The organism is Cellulosimicrobium sp. NPDC030954 (assembly GCF_055571305.1).
The window spans coordinates 234,198-252,978 of the sequence record NZ_JBVIFN010000004.1 but is presented as its reverse complement, the minus strand read 5'-3'; the positions used below and the strand labels follow the sequence as shown (position 1 = coordinate 252,978).

Sequence of the window (18,781 nt, the reverse complement as noted above, 5' to 3'; positions counted from 1 at the left end):
TCCTGGTGCAGGGGACCGAACCGAGGGGGACCCCATGGCTGGAACCAGGAAGTCGGCGCCGAAGAAGCCGAGCCGCCGCGAGGTGGCGGAGACGCCCGACACCGCCGACGCGCTCTACCCGCCGCTGCCCGAGCGGATACCGCTCACGCTCGAGTCCATCGCGGGCGACGAGCCGACCTACGCCGAGATGCTCGAGTCCATCTGCGGCGCCACCGACGACTCCCAGCCCGTCGAGCAGTACGACGGCACCCTGGGCGTCACGCAGGCGTACGTGAACGCCCACCAGAAGCAGGCCGTCCAGGTGCAGTGGAACACCGGGCTCGGCGGCGTCTTCACCAACCCCGGCAACGTCGACGGCGTCCGCTGGGGCAGCGGCACGCTCATCGCCCCGGACCTCGTGCTCACGTGCGGGCACCTGTTCGACCAGAGCGCCGACGGGTGGGTCCTGCCGCGCCAGAACGGCTCGATGCAGGTCGTCACGCCGCAGCAGATCGCGACGAGCATGCACGTCAACGTGCTCCACCAGGTGGACCCGAGCGGTGCGCTGCGCGCCGAGGTGAGCTTCCCGATCCTCGCGCTCGTCGAGTACCGCCTCGGCGGGCTCGACATGGCGGTCGTGCGCGTGGGCGGCAACCCGGGGAACACCTACGGGTTCACCGCCGTCGCGACCGGCAACCCGGCCGTCGGCGACATGCTCGCGATCATCGGCCACCCGGCAGGGATGCCGAAGCGGGTCGAGGCCGGGCCCGCGACCACCGTCACGACGAACCAGATCCGCTACGACGACATCGACACGCTCGGCGGCAACTCGGGGTCCGGGATCCTCGGGCCGACGGGCGAGCTCGTGGGCGTGCACACCAACGGCGGCTGCAACGCGGCGGGCACCGGCTCCAACTTCGGGACCGCGATCGCGGGCATCCGGGCCGTGTCGCCCACGCTCCAGGCGCTGCCGCACGGGTCGCGGACCGCGGTCGCCGACGACGTCCTCACGTCGCTGGCGCAGGACGTCATCGCGACCGTGAGGGCCGCCGACCAGGTCGGCACCCTGCGCGCGGCCGACACCGCGCGGGCGGTCGACGTGCTCACGATCAAGCAGGCCGACTCCCACACGGTCGCCGACCAGATCGGGACGTCGTTCCTCCGGGACCATGGCGGCACCCCGCGCGCCCTGGACTCGATCTTCCAGGCCGACACGCGCTTCGCGACGGACAACCCGGTCGCGACCGGGTTCGCGGGCGACGTCGGCACCGGGCCCGGCGACACGCTCCAGGAGGGGATCCTCGACCCCGGCGACCTGTTCGATCCCGTGGTGAACCCCGCGATCGGCCGGCTCGTGCAGGCCGGCGCGCTCGCCGGGGCGCGGCCGTTCGTCCAGGGCGCGGAGTCGCTCGTCGACGAGGAGGACGAGGGCGCCCCCGTCGACGTCGTCGGCGCGCTGGTCGAGGCCGTCGCCGAGGCGCGGGCGACCCTCGAAGCCGTCGAGGCGGCCCTGACCCAGCTCCAGGCCGGGCAGTGACCCGATGATCGGCATCGTGTCGCACGCGGACGACCTCCACACCACGGAGGTCGTCCGCCACCTCGGCGAGCTCGACGCGCCCCACGTCCTCCTCGACACCGGGCACGCCCCGCGCGCGGTGTCGCTCACGTCCGCCCAGGACGCCTCCGGCTGGCGCGCCGACTGGGTCGACGCGGACGGCGACGGGGTCAGCGCCGTCGACGCCACCGCGCTGCGGGCCATGTGGTGGCGCCGCCCGCAGCCCTTCGCCCTGCACGACGACGTCCGCTCGCCCCAGGACCGTGGGTTCGCCCACGGGGAGGTCGCCGCGGCGGTGTCCGGGCTGTGGTCGTGCCTCGCCGCCACGTGGGTCAACGACCCGGACCGCGACGAGGCGGGCTCGCGCAAGATGTGGCAGCTCCAGGTCGCTTCGCGTCTCGGTCTGCGCGTCCCGCGCACGTGCATGACCAACGACCCGGCCCGCGCGCGGGAGTTCCTGCGCCGCGAGCCGGGCCGCGTCATCTTCAAGCCGTTCAGCGGCACGCCCGCGACGTGGCGCGAGACCCGGCCGGTGCGCGAGGCGGACCTCGACCTCCTCGAGAGCGTGCGGTACGCGCCGGTCATCTTCCAGGAGGCCGTCGCGGGGTCGGACGTGCGCGTGACCGTCGTGGGCGCCGAGCTGTTCGCCGCCGAGCTGCGGACCGAGGAGTCGGGCTACGCGTACGACTTCCGGGTGGACACGCACCACTGCCCGACGACGCCCCACGACCTCCCGGAGCACGTCGCCGCCGCGCTGCTGCGCCTCATGGACGTGCTCGGGCTCTGGTACGGCGCGGTCGACCTGCGGCGCACGCCCGAGGGCGAGTACGTGTTCCTCGAGATCAACCCGGCCGGGCAGTGGCTGTTCGTCGAGTACGCGACGGGGCAGCCGATCGCCGCGGCGCTCGCGGGGCTGCTCGCCCGCCTCGACCGGGAGGGCGCGCCCCGTGACCGCTCGGCCACCGGCGTCGGGGCCCCGTGACCGGGCCGCGCGAGCCCGTGGGCCAGCGGCGGCTCACGCCTCCGGGGGACCGGTCGGGCGGGGGTCGCGCACGGTGCCGACGTCCCGACGGCGCGCGAGGATCTGCTCGCCCGCCGAGACGTAGCCGTCGAAGAGCGCGACGACGTCCTGGAGCCGGTCCCGTGCGGCGGAGCCGGACGGGACGAGCTCCTCGCCGTCGCGCAGGGCCGTGATGAAGAGGCGCGCCCGGCGGTGGGACGCGTCCAGCAGGGTGTCGAGCCCGGCCTCGGCCTCGACGTAGAGCCGCCGCCCGCCGCGGCGCGTCGTGGTCCGGGCCAGGCCCCAGCTCGCGAGCTCGCGGACGGACGTGCTCGTCTGCCCCTTGCTGAGCCCCGTCTCGTCCTGCAGCGCGTCGAGCGTGACGGGCGCGTCGCTCAGCAGGAGGGCCGCGTACACCCGGCCGGTCGCGCGCGGCAGGTTCCACGAGGCCAGGAGGTCCGCGAGCCCGTCCGCGAAGCGCTCGCGCCGGTCATCCACGGCGACCCGCCACCGTCGCGAGGAAGGCGAGCAGCGCGGTGTCGACCGCGTCCGGCGCGTCGAGCATGACGACGTGGCCGGCGCCCGGCACCACGACCTCCCGGACACCTTCCGCGGCGGCCCAGCGGGGCATCGCCGTCGCGATGTTCCCGGTGCGGTCCGCCGCCCCGCGCAGCAGCAGGAGCGGGACGGGAGTGCGGTAGGCCGGATCGGGCGCGACGAGCTGTGTCGTCGCCCGCCACGCCCCGAGGAACTCGGCCCGGGACTGGACGGCGAAGATCGCGCGCAGCTCCGCGCGGGCGGCGGGTGTGACGGCCGAGGCGTCCGCCATGAGGCGGGGGAGCGAGCGGCCCGGCACCAGCCGCAGGAGCGGCGCCGCCGAGCGCAGCGCGAGGCGCTCGCCACGCGTGAGCGGTCCGGTGCTCCACGTGGCGTCCAGGACGGCGAGCGCCGCGTACCGGTCCGGTGAGCGGCGCACGAGGGCCTGGGCGAGGTTGCCGCCGAGCGAGTGACCGACGAGCACGGCCCGGTCGAGGTCGAGATGGTCGACGAGCACCTCGACGTCCGCGACGAGCCGGTCCGCCGTGAGCGGCACGCCGCTCGGCCGCGAGGCGCCGTGGCCGCGCAGGTCCAGGAGCACCGGCCGGTACCCCGCGGACGCGAGCGCCGCGCGCTGGGCGGCGAAGGTGGTGCGGTCGGTCCCGGCGCCGTGCAGCAGGACGACGGGGACGCCGTCGCCCCCGCCGTCCTCGAACCGGAGCGTGCACCCGTCGACCCGCAGTTCCGCATCTAGATTTGGCATCTACTGAATATAGCGTCTTTGACCGGTCGCGCGCCTGGGCGACGAGGGCGTCGTCCGACGTCCCTCAGTCCCAGGTGGCGGTGGCCGGGTCCACGCCGCGCGAACGCGCGTTCGCCTCGACCGCGGCGCGCAGCCACGTCGCGAGGCCCGGCGCCAGGCCGTCGTAGTGGGCGCGGAACCCGTCGTCCTCCACCAGCCGCCGGGCCAGGCACACGTGCCGGGCCGGCGGGCAGTCGAAGTGCGCACCGATCGAGGCGCGATGGCGCTCGGCCAGCGCGAGACCCCGCGCGGACGTCGGCTCGACGCCGACCCGGCACGCCGCGGCGAGGTCGGCCTCGAGCGTGGCGACGGTGTCGGCGAGGTCCTGCCAGTCCTCGATCGTCCGCTCGGCGGACCGCTCCGCATACTGCGCCCACTGCGGGGTGTCGCCCCAGCGCTCGCGTGCCTCGGCGGGCCACGCCGGGTCCCACGTCTCGCCGAACAGCGCGACCTGCTCCGCGGGGGTGAGCAGCAGGCCGCGCTCCCGGGCGTCGAGGAGCCGGTCGAGCGCGTGCGCGGTCCGTTCCATGCGCGCGATGCGCTCGCCGAGGAGCGCACGGTGGCGGCGCAGCGCGTCGACCGCGTCGTCCCCGGGCGCGTCGAGCAGCTCGGGGATGTCCTCGAGCGAGACGTCGAGCTCCCGGTACGCCACGACGCGGCGCAGGCGCGCGACGTCGGCCGGTGCGTACAGCCGGTAGCCCGCGGTGGTCCGCGTCGACGGGCGGACGAGCCCGACGGCGTCCCAGTGGTGCAGCGTCCGCACGGTGACCCCGACCGCGGCGGCCGCGTCCCCGACCGTGAGCGCGTCGGCGACGCGGTGGGGCGCGCGATCCGTGGTCACGCGCCCCAGTGTCACCCGGACGGCAGCCGCCGTCATGCGGTGGGCGCCTCGATCCCGATGCCGTCGAGGAAGCGCGCGGCGTCGCTGTCGGGGTCGTACGGCCGCGCCGCGGTCATGACGACGCGGGTGCTCTCGGGCGTGCGGACCTCGACCTCGACGGAGCCCCACGGCATCTCCCGGGGGCCGGTCGTGCACCCGGGCGAGACGTCCTCGCACGCGGCGACGATCCCGTCGAGCTGCGACAGCACGCACGCGAAGCTGACGGTGAGCGCGCTCGGCCCGGGCGCCGTCGTCCCCGGGACGAGCAGGACGTCCTGGAACGCCCACCGCCGCAGGTGCACGACGCCGCCCGGGACGGAGAAGAGGTCGAAGAACCCGAGGCCCCGGGTCCACAGGTCGACGGACGCGGCGAGGTCCGCCGTCGGGACCGTGACGAACTGCGGCATGCCGTAGATGCCGCGGAACGGCTCGGGGGCGACGGCGTCGGGCCCGGGGGCGGGGACGGGAGACAGGTCGAAGGCGGGGTACGTGTCGGTCATGCGGCCAGCGTGGGCCCTCACGCCGCGTGAGGGTCAAGCGCCGCCGCGCGGCTCGTCCGCCAGCAGCGCGTACGTCACGCCGTCGACCCAGCCGAGGTCGCGGTGCAGCGAGTCACGCACGCCGACGCCCTCGCGCCGCATGCCGACGCGCTCCATGAGCCGCCACGACGGCTCGTTGTCCGCGAACGCGCTCGCGACGACCCGCCGCAGGCCGAGGTCCTCGAAGCACACCCGCAGCAGGGCGCGGACGGCCTCGGTCGCGTACCCGCGTCCCTGGTGCGACGGCGAGAACGCCCACCCGATCTCTGCCTCGTCCGGACGGGCGCGATCGACGACGTCCTGCTGCGCCCAGCCGTCGCGCACCGCGAGGTAGAGGTCGCCCACGACCTCCCCGTCGTGCTCCACGACGAGGGTCGTCGCGAGCCGGTCGGGCTCGCCGTGGTGGACGCGCCACTCCTCGGCACTCGTGAAGCGCCGGGAGAGCCAGCGGTCCACCGCGGGCAGGCTGCGGTAGGCGAACAGGGCGTCGGCGTCCTCGGGCCGGGCGCGGCGCAGCGCGAGGCGCGGGGTCGCCACGGGCCACGCGACCCGGTCGAGGGTGTCGGGACGGACGTCGGTGGTGTCGGCCATGGGCACCACCCTGGCACGCGGTCCCGGGCGGGATCGAGGAGATTGCCCGCAGGGGCGCCGGCGACGTGTCACAGCTCGCGCCGGTGCGCGGTCGACAGGGTGACAGGGCGGCACGCGCCGCACGCACCCGACAGGAGGACACCATGAAGATCGTCGTGATCGGCGGTACGGGGCTCATCGGCTCGAAGCTCGTCACCGTGCTGCGGGACCGCGGCCACGAGGCCGTCCCCGCCTCGCCCAACTCGGGCGTCGACACCCTCACCGGGGAGGGCGTCGCCGAGGTGCTGGAGGGCGCCGACGTCGTCGTCGACGTGTCGAACTCGCCCTCCTTCGAGGACCAGGCGGTCCTCGACTTCTTCCGCACCTCGACGGCCAACCTCCTGGCGGCCGAGGAGAACGCGGGCGTCGGGCACCACGTCGCGCTCTCCGTCGTCGGCACGCAGGGCCTGACCGAGAGCGGGTACTTCCGCGCGAAGATCGCGCAGGAAGAGCTCATCACGGGCTCGCCGGTGCCGTACTCGATCGTCCACGCGACGCAGTTCTTCGAGTTCCTCCAGGCCATCACGGACGGCGCCACGCAGGACGGCGTCGTGCACCTCGCGCCGGTGCGGTTCCGGCCGATCGCCGCCGCCGACGTCGCCGTCGCGGTGGCGGACGTGGCCACGGGGACGCCGGTGCGCGGCATCGTGGAGGTCGCGGGTCCCCAGGAGTTCCGGCTCGACGAGCTCGTGCGGACCACGCTCGCGTCGCTCGACGACCCGCGCGAGGTCGTCGGCGACCCGGACGCGCGCTACTTCGGCGCACCGCTCGCCGAGGACTCGCTCGTCCCGTCGGACGGAGCGGTGGTCGGCGGCACCCGGCTCGCCGACTGGCGTCGGCAGCAGTCCGTGGCGGCCCGCTAGGGGACGCACCGGCCGAGAGCACCCGGCTCGACGGGCGGGCCGTCCCGGGCGTCCTCGCGGGAAGACCGGCCGGTACGCCCGCCGGACCTCACCACAGCACGACCCTGCGACACGACGGCGAGGTGCGCATGGACGCGGAAGCACTCGGCCCGACGGTGCGCCGGTTCCGGCTCGCCGCCGACCTGACGCTGGAACGGCTCTCCGAGCTCTCGGGCGTGAGCGACCGGGCTCTCAGCGACATCGAGCGGGGTGCGGCACGGGGACCCCAGCACCGGACGATGCTGGCCGTCGTCGACGCGCTCGGGCTCGGCGAGCACGACCGTGCGCTCGTCCTGCGGGCCGCGCGCGAGGGACGTCGGCGGGCGCGCCCGGAGCCCGGGTGGCGGCTGCCGCTGCCACGCGCGACGGCCGACTTCACGGGGCGCGAGTCGGAGCTCGACCGGGTGACGCGGGCGCTGCGCGCGGACCCGGGCGCGCCGCCGCCCGTCGTGGTCGTCACGGGTCCGCCGGGCTACGGCAAGACGAGTCTCGCCGTACGGGCAGCGCAGCGGCTCCAGGGCGAGTTCGACGACCAGCTCTTCCTCGAGCTCGCGGGCACCACGCCCGACGCCGTGAGCCCGGGCGGCGTGGTCGCGCGGCTCGTCCAGGCGGTCGTCGGGACGGGGACCCGGGGCAGCGACGACCCGGCTCGGCTGCGGGCGCTCCTCGCAGGTCGGCGCGTCCTCGTCCTGCTCGACGACGCGCACGACGAGGCACAGGTGCGTGCCGCGCTCCCGTCGGTGGGCCCCGCGGCGGTCCTCGTCACGAGCCGGCGCCGTCTCGAGGGCCTGGAGGACGTCGTGCGGGTCGACCTCGAGCGGCTGACCTCCGGTGACTCCCGCGCCCTGCTCGCCCGCATCGTCCCTGAGCAGCAGGCGTCCGAGGCCGACCTCGCACGCCTCGCCGCACTGTGCGACGACGTCCCGCTCGCGCTGCGCATCGTCGCCAACCGGCTCGCGAGCCGGGCGACCTGGACCGTGGACGCGTTGGCCTCCCGTCTCGCGGTCGCCGACCGCCGCCTCGACGCCCTGGCCGCCGGCGACCTCTCGGTGCGTGCCGCGATCGACCTGTCGTTCGAACAGCTCGGGCCGGCGGCGCAGCGGCTGTTCCGCCGCCTCGCGCTCGCCGACGCGCGCGACGTCGGTCCCGGGCTCGCCGCGACGCTCGCGCAGGAGCCGGTCTGGACGACCGAGGAGCTGCTCGACGAGCTCGTGTCCCTCAGCCTGGTCCGTCCGGCCGAGCACGACCGGTACGCTCTGCACGACCTGCTGCGGCTCTACGCGCAGCGGGCGCTCGTGGACGTCGAGCCGGCAGAGGTCCGCACGGCCGTCCGCGCCGCGGCGGACGCCTGGCTCCTGCGCACCACCGTGCGTGCCGGGCGCTGGTTCGAGCCCGACGTCCTGGGCGACGGGTCCGCGGACGCCGCGGACGTCGTCGTGCTGAGGTCGGGCGACGAGGCGCGCGCCTGGCTCACGGACGAGGCGGCGGCGTGGTTCGCCGCGCTGGGGCGCGCCGCGCGGAGCGGCGACCACCGGGTGGTGGTCGAGGTCGCCGAGGCGCTGCACTGGTTCTCCGACCTGTGGCCCTACTGGGGGCACTGGCACGAGGTGTACGCGGCGTCGGCCGCGGCGGCCGAGGCGCTCGGCGACGACACGCTTCTCGCGACCCACCTCGGGTACCTCGCGTGGGCGCTGGTCCACTGCCAGGGCGACGCGACCACGGGCACGGCGGTGGCCGAGCGCGCGCACGAGGCGGCGGAGCGCGTCGGCGACCCGGACCTGCAGGCCTGGGCCGCGTACTACGTCGGCTGGTGCGCGAGCTCTGCCGGCGACGACGCGCGGGCCGTCGCCGCGTCGGAGGAGGCGATCGCGCTCTTCCGCCGCGCCGACGACCGCGAGGGTCTGCCGCAGGCGCTGTTCCAGCGAGCACAGGGCCTCGCCGCGCTCGGCCGCGGGGACGAGGCGATCGTCCACCTGCGCGACGTCGTCGCGCTCGTCCGCGACCCGCGCACCGCGCCGCGCGGGCAGGTCGCCGAGTTCACCGCCCTGCACGCGCTCGGCGCGATCGCGCGCATCAGCCTCGACCGGCAGGACTGGGCGACGACGCACAGCGTCGCGGACGAGGCGATCGCGGGGTTCCTGGCGCAGGGCGCTCGCCCGTCGGCCGCGCACATGCACGTGTTCCGGGCCCGCGCCCGGCGCGCGCAGGACGACCATGCGGGCGCGCGCGCCGACCTGGCCCGTGCGGTCGAGCTCTTCGAGGGGTCGGGCGACGCGGAGGGCCTGGCCGCAGCGCGGGCCGCGGGCGCGCTGGTGCGCGCGGGGGACGACGGCGACCCCCGTCGCCGTGGCGACGGGGGCCGCGCGGGCCGGACCGTCAGGAGACGGCGCCGACCGCGTCGATGATCGTCGCGGCGACCTCTGCGGGGTGCGAGACCGACAGGGCGTGGGACGCGCCCGCGACCGCGGTGGTCGCACGCGCACCCGCCCGCTCGGCCATGAAGCGCTGGAGCTCGGCGGGGATGTTCTTGTCCTCCTCGCCGTAGACGAACCAGGACGGGACGCGTCGCCAGGCCGCGTCCGCGCCGGGCAGTCCCTCGGTGAGCGCGAGCTCGGTGACAGGGCGCTGCGCGGCCGCCATCACGACGGCGCGCTCGACCGGGACGTCGTGCGCGAACTGCGACGGGAAGGCGTCGCCCCGGATCCGCAGCTCGTTCCCGCCGCTCGTCAGCGGGTACCCGATCAGGGTCTCACCGAGGGTGCTGCCCGGGAACTTGCCCGACAGCTGCAGGGCGGACTCGCCCGCGTCGGGCGCGAACGCCCCGACGTAGACGAGGGCCCGGACGGCCTCGTTGTCCGTGGCGGCACCGGTGACGACGATGCCGCCGTACGAGTGTCCGACGAGGACGACGGGGCGTCCGATCGCCGTGATCACGTCGCGGACGTACGCGGCGTCGCCCGTGACGGAGCGGAGCGGGTTGGCGAGGGCGACCACGTCGACAGACCGCGCGAGGAGGCGCTCGACGACGCCGTCCCAGCTGTCGGAGCCGGCGAACGCGCCGTGGACGAGCAGGACGATGGGCTTCGTGGTGGACATGGGTTCTTCCTTCTCTCGAGATGTTCGGGGTGTTCTGGGTGTTCTCGGTGTTCTCGGTACGCGGCGCTGCCCGGCGCGGGGTCTCCGCCGCGGGCGTGGCTCGTGGCCGGTCAGAAGGTGCCGAGCGCGGTGCGCAGCACGTGGATCGCCTGCTCGACGGCGGCCGTCGCGGCACGGGTCGGGCGCAGCGGGTTGAGCATCATGAAGTCGTGGATCGTGCCGTTGTAGCGCAGGCTCGTCGTGGGGACGCCGGCCTGCAGCAGCCGCCGTGCGTACGCCTCCCCCTCGTCGCGCAGCACGTCGTTCTCGTCGACGACGACGAACGCGGGCGGCAGCCCCGCGAGGTCGTCGAGCGAGGCGCGCAGCGGTGACGCGGTGATCTCGGACCGGCGGTCGACATCCGGCAGGTAGCTGTCCCAGAACCACGCCATGGCTCGCGCCGTGAGGTGCGGGCCGTCCTTGAACTCGCGGTAGCTCGCCGTGTCCTGCGCCGCGTCCGTCACGGGGTAGTACAGCGACTGGTGGACGAACGTCACGTCGCCCCGCTGCTTGGCGAGCAGCGTGAGCGCGGCCGTGAGGTTACCGCCCACCGAGTCCCCGGCGACGGCGAGGCGTGACGCGTCGAGGCCGAGCGCGGCACCCTGCGTGGTGATCCAGCGCGCCACCGCGTAGCCCTGCTCGAGCGCGACGGGGTAGCGCGCCTCGGGGGAGCGGTCGTACTCGACGAACGCGACCGCCGCGCGGGCGCCGACCGCGAGCTCGCGCACGAGGCGGTCGTGCGTGCCGGCGTCCCCGAGCACCCAGCCGCCGCCGTGCATGTAGAGCACGACGGGCAGCGTCCCGCTCGTGCCGCGGGGGGTGACCACGCGGACGCGGACGGAGCCGTCCCCCGCAGGGACGGTCACCCAGGTCTCCTCGACCTGCGCCATCTCGATGAGCTGCGCCTGCAGGTCGTCGAGGACCTTGCGGGCGCGCTCCGGGCCGAGCTCGTCGACGAACGGGGGAGCCGCGACGGCGTCGGCGAACGCCTGCGCCTCCGGTTCCAGGACGGGTTCGTTCATGGTCTTCTCTCCTCTGGTGCGATCGGTCCCCTGCCCCTCCAGCGTGCGAACCCGCGGCCCCGGGCACCACGAAGAACGCACGCAGGACTCGGGTCCCGCGCACGTCGTGTCACAGGTCGGGCCCCCGCCCGGTCGGGTGGCTGGAACCGCGCTGCCGTCCGGCAGGGCGTGACGGCGGAGCGAGGGTGGGCCAGGATGGCGATCGTGGACGGACCGACGGCGGACCTGACGGTGGCGGAGCAGCAGTTCAGCGCGGCACGGCGCCGGCTGTTCGGGATCGCCTACCGGATCCTCGGCAGCGCGGCCGAGGCCGACGACGTGCTCCAGGACGCGTGGGTGCGCTGGCAGACGTACGACCGCTCCCTCGTGCGCAACCCGGACGCGTTCCTCACGACGACGGTGACGCGGCTCGCGATCAACGTCGCCCAGTCGGCGCGCGTGCGCCGCGAGACGTACATCGGCCCGTGGCTGCCCGAGCCGGTGGACACCAGCGCCGACCCGACGCTGGGTGCCGAGCGGGGCGAGGCGCTCGAGGTCGCGCTCCTCATGCTCCTGGAGAAGCTCACGCCGACCGAGCGCGCGGCGTACGTGCTGCGCGAGGCGTTCGACTACCCCTACGAGCAGATCGCGGAGATCATCGGGCACTCGCAGGCGAGCGTGCGCCAGCTCGTGAGCCGCGCGCGTCGGCACCTGGGGGAGGAGCGCCATGCGCCGGTCGCCCCGGAGGCCCAGCGCCGCCTGCTCACCGCGTTCGTCGCCGCCGCGAAGGCGGGTGACGTCGCGCTCCTGGAGCGGCTCCTCGCCGAGGACGTCGTCTCCTACTCCGACGGCGGGGGAGCGGTCCGCGCGTCGAAGTTCCCGGTCGTGGGCCGGCCGCGCGTCGCGAAGTACCACCACGCGTTCGCCGAGCGTTTCTGGGCGGGCGTCGACGTCGAACCGGCCGACGTCAACGGCCACCCGGCCGTCAAGCTCTCGCACGACGGCGAGCTCTTCGCCGTGCTCACGGTCCGTGCCACGGTCGACGGCATCGACCGCGTGCTGTGGATGATGAATCCGCAGAAGCTCGCGGCCCTCTCCGCGTAGGCACCGCATGTCGCAGCGAGAAGGGTCGAGAGGACCCGGCCGGGCCGGGGCGCAGCACGGTCGCGTCGTCGCCGCGCTCCGCCGCGCGACGGGCGAGGGCGACCGCGACGCCGTGCGCGCGCTCGTCGAGCCCGCCGCGATCCTGTGGGTCGACGCCGCCGGGAGCGACGACGCGACGCCCGGGGTCACCGAGGGCGGCGACGAGACGACGCGGGCGCTGTGCCGGGTCCTGCGCCCTGGCCCGGGCGTCGAGGTCGCGGTGCGCTCGGTGAACGGCGCGGACGGCCTCGTGGTGCGCCACGACGGCGTCGTGACGGGGGTCGTGAGCGTGGCGGTGCGGTCGGACCGGGTCTCGGAGGCGTGGGTCGTGCTCAGCCCGTCCAAGCTCGAACGGTGGAACCGCGACCGACGCGCCTGAGCCGGCAGAGGTCTACTGTCGCCCCATGACGCTCTACCTCGACGACCGCGACGAGGGCCTGTCACCCACGACGAGCCACCCCGCGTTCGTGTCCCTCGCCCCCGAGCCCTTCTACGACGAGGGCGAGGACTTCTCGCCGTTCGGCAACGACTCCGGGCACGACGCGCTGCGCGACCTCGAGGAGTGGTACGCGGCCGACGGCCGCGACGACGCGCTGCCCGCGTTCGTGGACGGTCTCCTCGCGGCCTGGGACCTCGGGGTGCCGGAGGACGTCTGGGCCGCCGGGCGCGAGGCGGCGTCCGACGGGCTCCGTTCGGGAGCGCTCGACGAGGCGGCGCTCGCGGCGGAGGCGCGGGCGCAGGTCGCGATCGTGCTCGGCCAGCTCAAGATCCGGGGCGGCCTCACGCCCCAGGCCCGCGCGGTGGGCACCCGCGCGCTCGACGTGCTGGGCGCGCTCAACGACCACGCGCGCGCCGCGAGCCCGGACTGGCCGTACGCGGACGACGACGCCGCAGCCACGGCCGCGATGGCCGTCGTCGTGCGGGACGCGCCCGACCTCGCCTGAGTCCGCGCTACGTCGTCGACGGCGGGTCGTCGTCGGCGCGCCCGCCCACCAGGGTGCGCACCCGCTCCCACCGCGCCTGGTACCGCGCGCCGAACCGCGCCTGCGCGCGGGCGAGCCGGTGGGGCCGGTGCGCGTACCGCCGTCGGGCCCAGGGCGAGGTCGGCTTGGCGAGGCGGACCGCCCCGACGAACGCCACGACCGGGACGACGATCCCGACGAGGCCCGTCGCGAGCTTGCCCTTGAGGACGCACACGAACGCGAGCGCGAGGTGGACCACGACCGTCACCGTGTACGCGAGCCAGCCGCCCTGCGAGCCGTCGGACGTGACTCCGATCGGCGAGGCGGACAGGAGCAGCGCACCCCCGAGCGCGCCGCCCACGAGGATCGCGTCGATCGAGCGCTGGCCCTCCTCGGACCAGTAGACGTCGTCGACGAGCAACCAGAGCGCGAACTCGTCGAGCGCGAGCGCGGCACCCGCCCCGAACAGGAGCGCGAGCACCTCCGACCACGGGTGACCGGGGGAGTACCGGAACTCGAGCATCCCCGTGAGCAGCACGAGGAGGATGCCCCACACCTGGTGGTGCACGTGGACGCCGCCGACGGACACGTCGCCCAGCAGGGGGCGCCGGCGCCGCGCGGCCGGTCCGGGGCCGGGAGCGGGAGGCGGTCCCGCCTCGCGGCGTGCACGGATGCGGCGCGTGATCGAGCGCACGACGACGAACGTCACGACGAACCCCACGAGCGCGAACAACGCCGGCGCGCGCCCGGTGTCGACGACGTGCTCGGTGTACCAGTCCACGGGTGCACCTCCCCGGCGCGGCCGACGCCCTCTCGGCCCATCGTCGCCGGTCCCGGGGCGCCCCGGCGAGCGGGACGCCCCGGGCCGGGTTCACCGGCCGGGTGCGGGGACGCGGTGGAGCGCCCCGTCCGGGCCCAGCTCGAGCACGACGTCGACGCCGAGCCGGGCCAGGAAGCCGTCGTCGTGGCTCACCACGAGCAGCGCACCGGCGTAGCCCGACAGCGCCTCGACGAGCCGGTCGACGCTGCGCACGTCGAGGTTGTTCGTCGGCTCGTCGAGCACGAGGAGCTGGGCGGGCGGGTCGGCGAGCAGGAGCCGGGCGAGCGAGACGCGGAACCGCTCGCCGCCCGACAGCGTCGCCACCGGGCGGTCCACGCTCGACCCCCGCAGCAGCAGCCGCGCGAGCTGGTTGCGGATCGTGCCCGGTGCCGCGCCCGGTGCCCCCGCGCGCACGTTCTCGAGCGCGCTGCGGGCGTCGTCGAGCCCGTCCAGGCGCTGGGGCAGGTAGCCGACGCGGTCGGTGAGCAGCGTGCCGCCCGCGCGCCCTGGCTCCGGTGCGCGCCCGGCGAGCAGGTTCTCCAGCAGCGTCGTCTTGCCCGTCCCGTTGGCGCCGACGAGCGCGACCCGCTCGGGACCCTGCACGATCACCGTCCCGGTCGTCCCGCGCAGCTCGGCGAGGCGGCGCCCGCGCGGCACGTCCGGGTCGGGGAGGACGAGGTGCACGTGCTCGTCGTCGCGCACGCGGGCCGCCGCGGCGTCGAGCGCGTCCTGCGCGGCCTGGACCTTCGCGTCCAGGCCCTGACGCATCGAGCCGGCGGACACCTGCGCGGCGGACGCGCGCAGCCCCATGGAGATGCGCGACCCCGTGCGGTTCGCCTGCGCGGTGCGCGCGGTCCGCTCGCGGCGTGCGAGCTTGGTCTCGGCCTCGACGCGCTGGCGCTTCTCGGCGCGCAGCGTCTGCTCGGCGGTCCGCGCGGCCTGCGCCGCGGCGGCCTGGTCGGCCTCGAGCCGGTCGCGCCACGCGCTGTACGGGCCGCCGAAGGTGGTGAGGCGGCCGGCGTGCAGCTCCGCCGTCTCGTCCATGTGCTCGAGCAGGTCGAGGTCGTGGCTGACCACGACGAGCGTCCCCGGCCAGGAGTCGACGAGCGCCGCGAGCCGGGCGCGCGTGCCGCGGTCGAGGTTGTTGGTCGGCTCGTCGAGCAGGGTGATCGCGCTGCGCCGCACGCGCAGCCCGCTGATCGCGACGAGCATCGCCTCGCCGCCGGACAGCTCGCCCACGCGCCGGTCGAGGCCCACGCCGTCGAGCCCGATCTCGGCGAGCGCCTGCGCGGCGCGCGCCTCGACGTCCCAGTCGTCGCCGACGGCGTCGAACTGCCGCTCGTCGACGTCGCCGGACTCGATGGCGCGCAGCGCCGCGAGCGTGCCGTCGATCCCGAGGAGCCGCGCGACGCTCGCGTCCTGGCCGAGGGTCAGGGTCTGGGGGAGGTAGGCGACGTCGCCGGTCGTCGTGACGCGCCCCCTCGTCGGCGTGAGCAGGCCCGCGACGAGGCGCAGGAGGGTGGACTTGCCGGCGCCGTTGTCGCCGACGAGGCCCGTGCGGCCGGCGCCGAACGTGCCGGTGAGGTGCGAGAGCGCGACGGTGCCGTCGGGCCATTCGAACGTGAGGTCGGTCAGGGTCACCGCGGAACGGTGCGGGGTGGACATGAGGTGCTCCTCGTGCCCGCGGTGCCGCGGGCAGGGTCGTGCCGGGGAAGGACAGGGCGGCGCGGGCGCGGTGCGGCGGGTCCAGGCACGACGAGGCCACGGCAGGAGCCGGGAGGGTTCGCCCGCGGGAACTCCGTCACGGAACCGGGGGGCGAGAGGGTGCGCTGGGACGGCCGCCGACGGCTCGGCGGCTAGGTTCTGTCGACCTCGATGAGCACGCGCCGATGCTATCAGCGCCCCCGGTCGGCGAGGCGCGGGGCGGTCCTGAGCCAGGCGGTCGAACCCGGGCTTGTTCCTCGCACGAGGTGTCCCGTGGGGAGGAACCCCGGGGTCGGCCCTGCGGGGTAGCGCTTTCCGCTCGACGTGTGCCAGACTCGGCCGAACCGGTGAGAAACCGGTTTCTTGCACCGACGAAGGAGTTGGGTGATGGCAGGACGGTGGGTGAGGGTCCCGTTGGCCGCGGCGACCGCGGTCGTGATGGCGGTGACCGGGACCGCGCTGACGAGCAGCGCGGCGACGGGTGCCGCGGGGGAGGACGGCACGTCCCCGGGCTGGCCGGGCGCGGCGGACCTCGGCCGGCAGGTGCTCGGCGCGGACGACGGCTGGGGTGCCGCGAACGGCGGCACCACCGGTGGGAGCGCGGCGGGCGCCGAGCACGTGTACGTCGTCGACACCTGGGACGAGCTGCGCGCCGCGCTCGGCGGCGCCGGGGCGCGGACCGACACGACGCCCCGCATCGTGTACGTCGACGGACGCATCGACGCGTTCGCCGGGACCAGCTGCGAGGCGATCGCGGCGACCGTCTCGGTCGCGGGGAGCGACGTCCCGTTCTCGATGGACGACTACGTCGCGGCCTACGACCCCGCGACGTACGGGTGGGTGGACCCGGCCGGCCCGCTGGAGGACGCACGCGCGGCCGCCGCCGCGGAGCAGGCGACGCGCACGCTCCAGCACGTCGGGTCGAACGTGACGATCGTCGGCCTGGGCGCGGACGCGCAGGTCGTGGGCGCGAGCCTGCGGATCCGCGACGCGCGCAACGTCATCGTCCGCAACGTCACGTTCTCCGACGCGCGCGACTGCTTCCCGGCGTGGGACCCGGGCGACGGCGACGCGGGCAGCTGGAACTCGGCGTACGACAACGTGTCGGTGTGGACGTCGGAGAACGTGTGGGTCGACCACAGCACGTTCGACGACGGCGAGCACCCGCACTCGTCCCTGCCGACCGTGTTCGGCCGCCCGTTCGAGATCCACGACGGGCTGCTCGACATCACGCACGGCTCGGACCACGTGACAGTCTCGTACAACCACTTCTCCGACCACGACAAGACCGCGATCCTCGGGTCCTCGGACAGCCGGACCCAGGACGCGGGCAAGCACAAGGTGACGTACCACCACAACCGGTGGACCGACGTCGGGCAGCGCGCCCCGCGGGTGCGCTTCGGCGACGTGCACGTCTACAACGAGCTCTACGAGCAGACGCGCGAGGGCATCTTCCAGTACTACTGGGGCGCGGGCGTCGACTCCAGCATCTACGCGGAGAACAACGCGTTCGAGCTCGCGCCCGGCGTGGACCCGGCGCGGATCGTCGCGCGGTGGAAGGGGGAGCGGCTCTTCGAGACCGGCTCGACGGTGAACGGGGAACCGGTCGACCTCGTGGGGGCGTACAACGCCTCGGTGGGGGAGGCGGACCGGCTGGCCGACGAGGCGCGCTGGACCCCGACCCTGCACGGCACGGTCGACCCGACGTGGGCCGTGCCCGCGATCGTGCGGTCCTCCGCGGGCGCGGGGCGCCTCGGCCCGGTCGAGGCCCCGGCCTACGACCCGCACGCGACGTACGGGGCGGGCGACGTCGTCGTCCACGACGGCGCGGTGTTCCGCGCGCAGTGGTACGCGCGGGGGACGACGCCGGGCGCGGCGTGGGGCCCGTGGGAGGAGCTGGCCACGAACGAGCAGGGGGTGCCGGTCTGGACCCCGACGCGGGTGGTCCGCGCGGGTGATGCGGTGGTGCACGACGGCGCGGTGTGGGTCGCGCGGTGGTGGTCGCGCGGCCAGGAGCCGGGCGCGGGCCCCTGGGGTCCGTTCCGCCCCGTCGGCTGAGCGCGGCGGCGCCCCGTCCGCGGGAGGGCCCGGGGAGAGGTCGGCCGGCACGACGCGCTGGGGGCGTCGTGCCGACCGCCTCCTGCGTGCGTGTCGCCGTCGCGTCGGGAGGAGAACGGCGGCAGACTCTCGGCCGTACGTCGGATCCAGCAGATGTCGAGATCGGGGAGCAGGCACGGATGCGAGCACGACGGTGGGCAGCGGTCTCGGCGGCATTGCTGAGCGCTGCGGTGATGGGTGGGTGCAGCGCAGGCGGTGGGGCTCCCGCCGGGGAGGTCGAGCCGGCCCCGTCCGGAGCCGAGGCTCAGCCGGTCTCCCCGGCGGTCGCGCCGGAGGGCGACGCTCCGGACGACGCGGACCTCTGCACCGCGTTCGGCGACGTGCTGACGATCGTGGAGAACGCCGACGTCGCCCTCGCCGACGGCCGCAGCGAGGCGCAGGAGCACGACGGCTGGTACCGGCTGGCGACCCGCGTGCTCGGCCGTCTGCCCTCCGGCGGGGACAGCCCCGTGCAGACGGCGATCGGCGAGCTGCAGGCGGCCGCTCCGGTCGCCTCCGGGGCCTCGGCGGAGCCGACCGGGGTGCGCTCCGCGGAGTGGGACGCCGCCGCGGGCGACCTCGGCGACGCGTGCGACGCGGTCGGCGCACCGCTCACCATCGCCATGTTCACCGGCGGGTGACGCGAGGGCCCGTTCAGGCAGGGTCGGTCGCGGGAGCGAGCGTCGCGGCCAGGACGCGCCAGCCCTCGCCCGTGCGCACCCAGAGGCGCGTGTAGGTCAACCGCGCGGCCGCTGCGGTGCCGTCCTGGACCGCCTCCACGGCGGCGACCAGCCGGGTCACCCCGCTCGCGGCGTCCTCCTGGACGTCGAGCGACTCCTCCACCAGACCGGTGATCCGCAGCCGACCGGAGCGGTAGCCCTCGAGGTCGTCCTCCCGGGAGAAGACCGACCCGTCCGGGCCGACGCCGACGCACCGGGGATGCAGCAGCGCCTCCAGCGCGCCGACGTCGCCCGCGCGCTGTGCGGCCTGGAGCGCGTGCTCGGCATCGAGAAGTCTCATCGGCCGAGTCTACGAGGTCGGCGCTCGTCCGGAGGCGGGCCCGCTTCTGTGCCTCGGCGCCGTTCGTGCTGGTCC

At 75.5% G+C, this 18,781-nt stretch carries 19 protein-coding genes; 9 read left to right on the top strand and 10 right to left on the bottom strand.

Translation table 11 applies throughout. The annotated features are described in order from the left end of the window. The first annotated feature begins 34 nt into the window (after nt 1-34). Together ACZ402_RS10955 and ACZ402_RS10950 are read left to right on the top strand one after the other, a co-directional pair. The gene (locus ACZ402_RS10955; protein WP_375823702.1) at nt 35-1,516 is read left to right on the top strand and encodes a trypsin-like serine peptidase; all 1,482 of its coding nucleotides are present in this window, start codon (nt 35-37) and stop codon (nt 1,514-1,516) included. 4 nt (nt 1,517-1,520) lie between these two features. Beyond that, on the top strand, nt 1,521-2,516 hold the full coding sequence (locus ACZ402_RS10950) for an MvdC/MvdD family ATP grasp protein (protein ID WP_375823701.1): 996 nt from the start codon (nt 1,521-1,523) through the stop codon (nt 2,514-2,516). A 33-nt stretch (nt 2,517-2,549) separates the two neighbouring features. Here the strand turns inward: ACZ402_RS10950 and ACZ402_RS10945 are convergent, their stop codons facing one another. The 5 genes from ACZ402_RS10945 to ACZ402_RS10925 form a co-directional block, all read right to left on the bottom strand. Then, a complete protein-coding gene (locus tag ACZ402_RS10945; protein ID WP_375823700.1) occupies nt 2,550-3,032 on the bottom strand; it encodes a GbsR/MarR family transcriptional regulator in 483 nt (160 codons plus the stop codon). Further along, entirely contained in the window at nt 3,025-3,834 is an 810-nt protein-coding gene (locus tag ACZ402_RS10940; RefSeq protein ID WP_375823699.1) for an alpha/beta fold hydrolase, read from the bottom strand. Before ACZ402_RS10940 ends, ACZ402_RS10945 begins: the two co-directional genes overlap by 8 nt. 64 nt (nt 3,835-3,898) lie before the next feature. After that, complete coding sequence (locus ACZ402_RS10935) at nt 3,899-4,714, bottom strand: MerR family transcriptional regulator (protein ID WP_375823698.1); 816 nt, start codon at nt 4,712-4,714, stop codon at nt 3,899-3,901. 32 nt (nt 4,715-4,746) lie between these two features. Next, the gene (locus ACZ402_RS10930) at nt 4,747-5,253 is read right to left on the bottom strand and encodes a VOC family protein (RefSeq protein WP_375823697.1); all 507 of its coding nucleotides are present in this window, start codon (nt 5,251-5,253) and stop codon (nt 4,747-4,749) included. Nucleotides 5,254-5,286: 33 nt separating this feature from the next. Beyond that, entirely contained in the window at nt 5,287-5,883 is a 597-nt protein-coding gene (locus ACZ402_RS10925; protein ID WP_375823696.1) for a GNAT family N-acetyltransferase, read from the bottom strand. A 143-nt stretch (nt 5,884-6,026) separates the two neighbouring features. Here ACZ402_RS10925 and ACZ402_RS10920 point away from each other — a divergent pair, with 143 nt between their 5' ends. Then, on the top strand, nt 6,027-6,785 hold the full coding sequence (locus ACZ402_RS10920; RefSeq protein WP_375823695.1) for an SDR family oxidoreductase: 759 nt from the start codon (nt 6,027-6,029) through the stop codon (nt 6,783-6,785). A 128-nt stretch (nt 6,786-6,913) separates the two neighbouring features. Next, a complete protein-coding gene (locus ACZ402_RS10915) occupies nt 6,914-9,229 on the top strand; it encodes an ATP-binding protein (RefSeq protein ID WP_375823694.1) in 2,316 nt (771 codons plus the stop codon). Here ACZ402_RS10915 and ACZ402_RS10910 read toward each other — a convergent pair. Continuing rightward, nucleotides 9,201-9,920, bottom strand: coding sequence for an alpha/beta fold hydrolase (locus ACZ402_RS10910; RefSeq protein WP_375823693.1), 720 nt, complete (start codon nt 9,918-9,920; stop codon nt 9,201-9,203). The genes ACZ402_RS10915 and ACZ402_RS10910 overlap by 29 nt on opposite strands. Before the next feature lie 110 nt (nt 9,921-10,030). Then, entirely contained in the window at nt 10,031-10,981 is a 951-nt protein-coding gene (locus ACZ402_RS10905; protein WP_375823692.1) for an alpha/beta hydrolase, read from the bottom strand. A 204-nt stretch (nt 10,982-11,185) separates the two neighbouring features. On the opposite strand from ACZ402_RS10905, the gene ACZ402_RS10900 reads away from it, so the two are divergent. The 3 genes from ACZ402_RS10900 to ACZ402_RS10890 are packed head-to-tail and all read left to right on the top strand — an operon-like array spanning nt 11,186 to nt 13,047. Further along, nucleotides 11,186-12,064, top strand: a complete 879-nt coding sequence (locus ACZ402_RS10900) for an RNA polymerase sigma-70 factor (protein ID WP_375823690.1) — start codon at nt 11,186-11,188, stop codon at nt 12,062-12,064. Nucleotides 12,065-12,071: 7 nt separating this feature from the next. Next, nucleotides 12,072-12,482, top strand: a complete 411-nt coding sequence (locus ACZ402_RS10895) for a sigma-70 family RNA polymerase sigma factor family protein (RefSeq protein ID WP_375823689.1) — start codon at nt 12,072-12,074, stop codon at nt 12,480-12,482. A 25-nt stretch (nt 12,483-12,507) separates the two neighbouring features. Next, on the top strand, nt 12,508-13,047 hold the full coding sequence (locus ACZ402_RS10890; RefSeq protein ID WP_375823688.1) for a hypothetical protein: 540 nt from the start codon (nt 12,508-12,510) through the stop codon (nt 13,045-13,047). 7 nt (nt 13,048-13,054) lie between these two features. Here ACZ402_RS10890 and ACZ402_RS10885 read toward each other — a convergent pair whose 3' ends face one another. Further along, entirely contained in the window at nt 13,055-13,846 is a 792-nt protein-coding gene (locus ACZ402_RS10885; protein ID WP_375823687.1) for a hypothetical protein, read from the bottom strand. A gap of 90 nt (nt 13,847-13,936) precedes the next feature. Beyond that, nucleotides 13,937-15,550 (bottom strand): ABC-F family ATP-binding cassette domain-containing protein, encoded by a 1,614-nt coding sequence (locus ACZ402_RS10880; RefSeq protein ID WP_375823686.1) that lies wholly within the window; start codon nt 15,548-15,550, stop codon nt 13,937-13,939. Nucleotides 15,551-15,991: 441 nt separating this feature from the next. Here ACZ402_RS10880 and ACZ402_RS10875 point away from each other — a divergent pair, with 441 nt between their 5' ends. Continuing rightward, nucleotides 15,992-17,647, top strand: a complete 1,656-nt coding sequence (locus tag ACZ402_RS10875) for a pectate lyase family protein (protein ID WP_375823685.1) — start codon at nt 15,992-15,994, stop codon at nt 17,645-17,647. Nucleotides 17,648-17,826: 179 nt separating this feature from the next. Continuing rightward, complete coding sequence (locus ACZ402_RS10870; protein WP_375823684.1) at nt 17,827-18,327, top strand: hypothetical protein; 501 nt, start codon at nt 17,827-17,829, stop codon at nt 18,325-18,327. A gap of 13 nt (nt 18,328-18,340) precedes the next feature. On the opposite strand, the gene ACZ402_RS10865 is transcribed toward ACZ402_RS10870, so the two are convergent. Then, entirely contained in the window at nt 18,341-18,706 is a 366-nt protein-coding gene (locus ACZ402_RS10865) for a nuclear transport factor 2 family protein (protein WP_375823683.1), read from the bottom strand. Between the last annotated feature and the right edge of the window lie 75 nt (nt 18,707-18,781).

What these genes read in the sequence shown, in the direction of transcription:
- ACZ402_RS10955 (WP_375823702.1), top strand. Translation starts at nt 35, where the DNA reads ATGGCTGGAACCAGGAAGTCGGCGCCGAAGAAGCCGAGCCGCCGCGAG.
- ACZ402_RS10950 (WP_375823701.1), top strand. Translation starts at nt 1,521, where the DNA reads ATGATCGGCATCGTGTCGCACGCGGACGACCTCCACACCACGGAGGTC.
- ACZ402_RS10940 (WP_375823699.1), bottom strand. Translation starts at nt 3,834, where the DNA reads ATGCCAAATCTAGATGCGGAACTGCGGGTCGACGGGTGCACGCTCCGG.
- ACZ402_RS10930 (WP_375823697.1), bottom strand. Translation starts at nt 5,253, where the DNA reads ATGACCGACACGTACCCCGCCTTCGACCTGTCTCCCGTCCCCGCCCCC.
- ACZ402_RS10925 (WP_375823696.1), bottom strand. Translation starts at nt 5,883, where the DNA reads ATGGCCGACACCACCGACGTCCGTCCCGACACCCTCGACCGGGTCGCG.
- ACZ402_RS10920 (WP_375823695.1), top strand. Translation starts at nt 6,027, where the DNA reads ATGAAGATCGTCGTGATCGGCGGTACGGGGCTCATCGGCTCGAAGCTC.
- ACZ402_RS10915 (WP_375823694.1), top strand. Translation starts at nt 6,914, where the DNA reads ATGGACGCGGAAGCACTCGGCCCGACGGTGCGCCGGTTCCGGCTCGCC.
- ACZ402_RS10910 (WP_375823693.1), bottom strand. Translation starts at nt 9,920, where the DNA reads ATGTCCACCACGAAGCCCATCGTCCTGCTCGTCCACGGCGCGTTCGCC.
- ACZ402_RS10905 (WP_375823692.1), bottom strand. Translation starts at nt 10,981, where the DNA reads ATGAACGAACCCGTCCTGGAACCGGAGGCGCAGGCGTTCGCCGACGCC.
- ACZ402_RS10895 (WP_375823689.1), top strand. Translation starts at nt 12,072, where the DNA reads ATGTCGCAGCGAGAAGGGTCGAGAGGACCCGGCCGGGCCGGGGCGCAG.
- ACZ402_RS10890 (WP_375823688.1), top strand. Translation starts at nt 12,508, where the DNA reads ATGACGCTCTACCTCGACGACCGCGACGAGGGCCTGTCACCCACGACG.
- ACZ402_RS10880 (WP_375823686.1), bottom strand. Translation starts at nt 15,550, where the DNA reads ATGTCCACCCCGCACCGTTCCGCGGTGACCCTGACCGACCTCACGTTC.
- ACZ402_RS10870 (WP_375823684.1), top strand. Translation starts at nt 17,827, where the DNA reads ATGCGAGCACGACGGTGGGCAGCGGTCTCGGCGGCATTGCTGAGCGCT.
- ACZ402_RS10865 (WP_375823683.1), bottom strand. Translation starts at nt 18,706, where the DNA reads ATGAGACTTCTCGATGCCGAGCACGCGCTCCAGGCCGCACAGCGCGCG.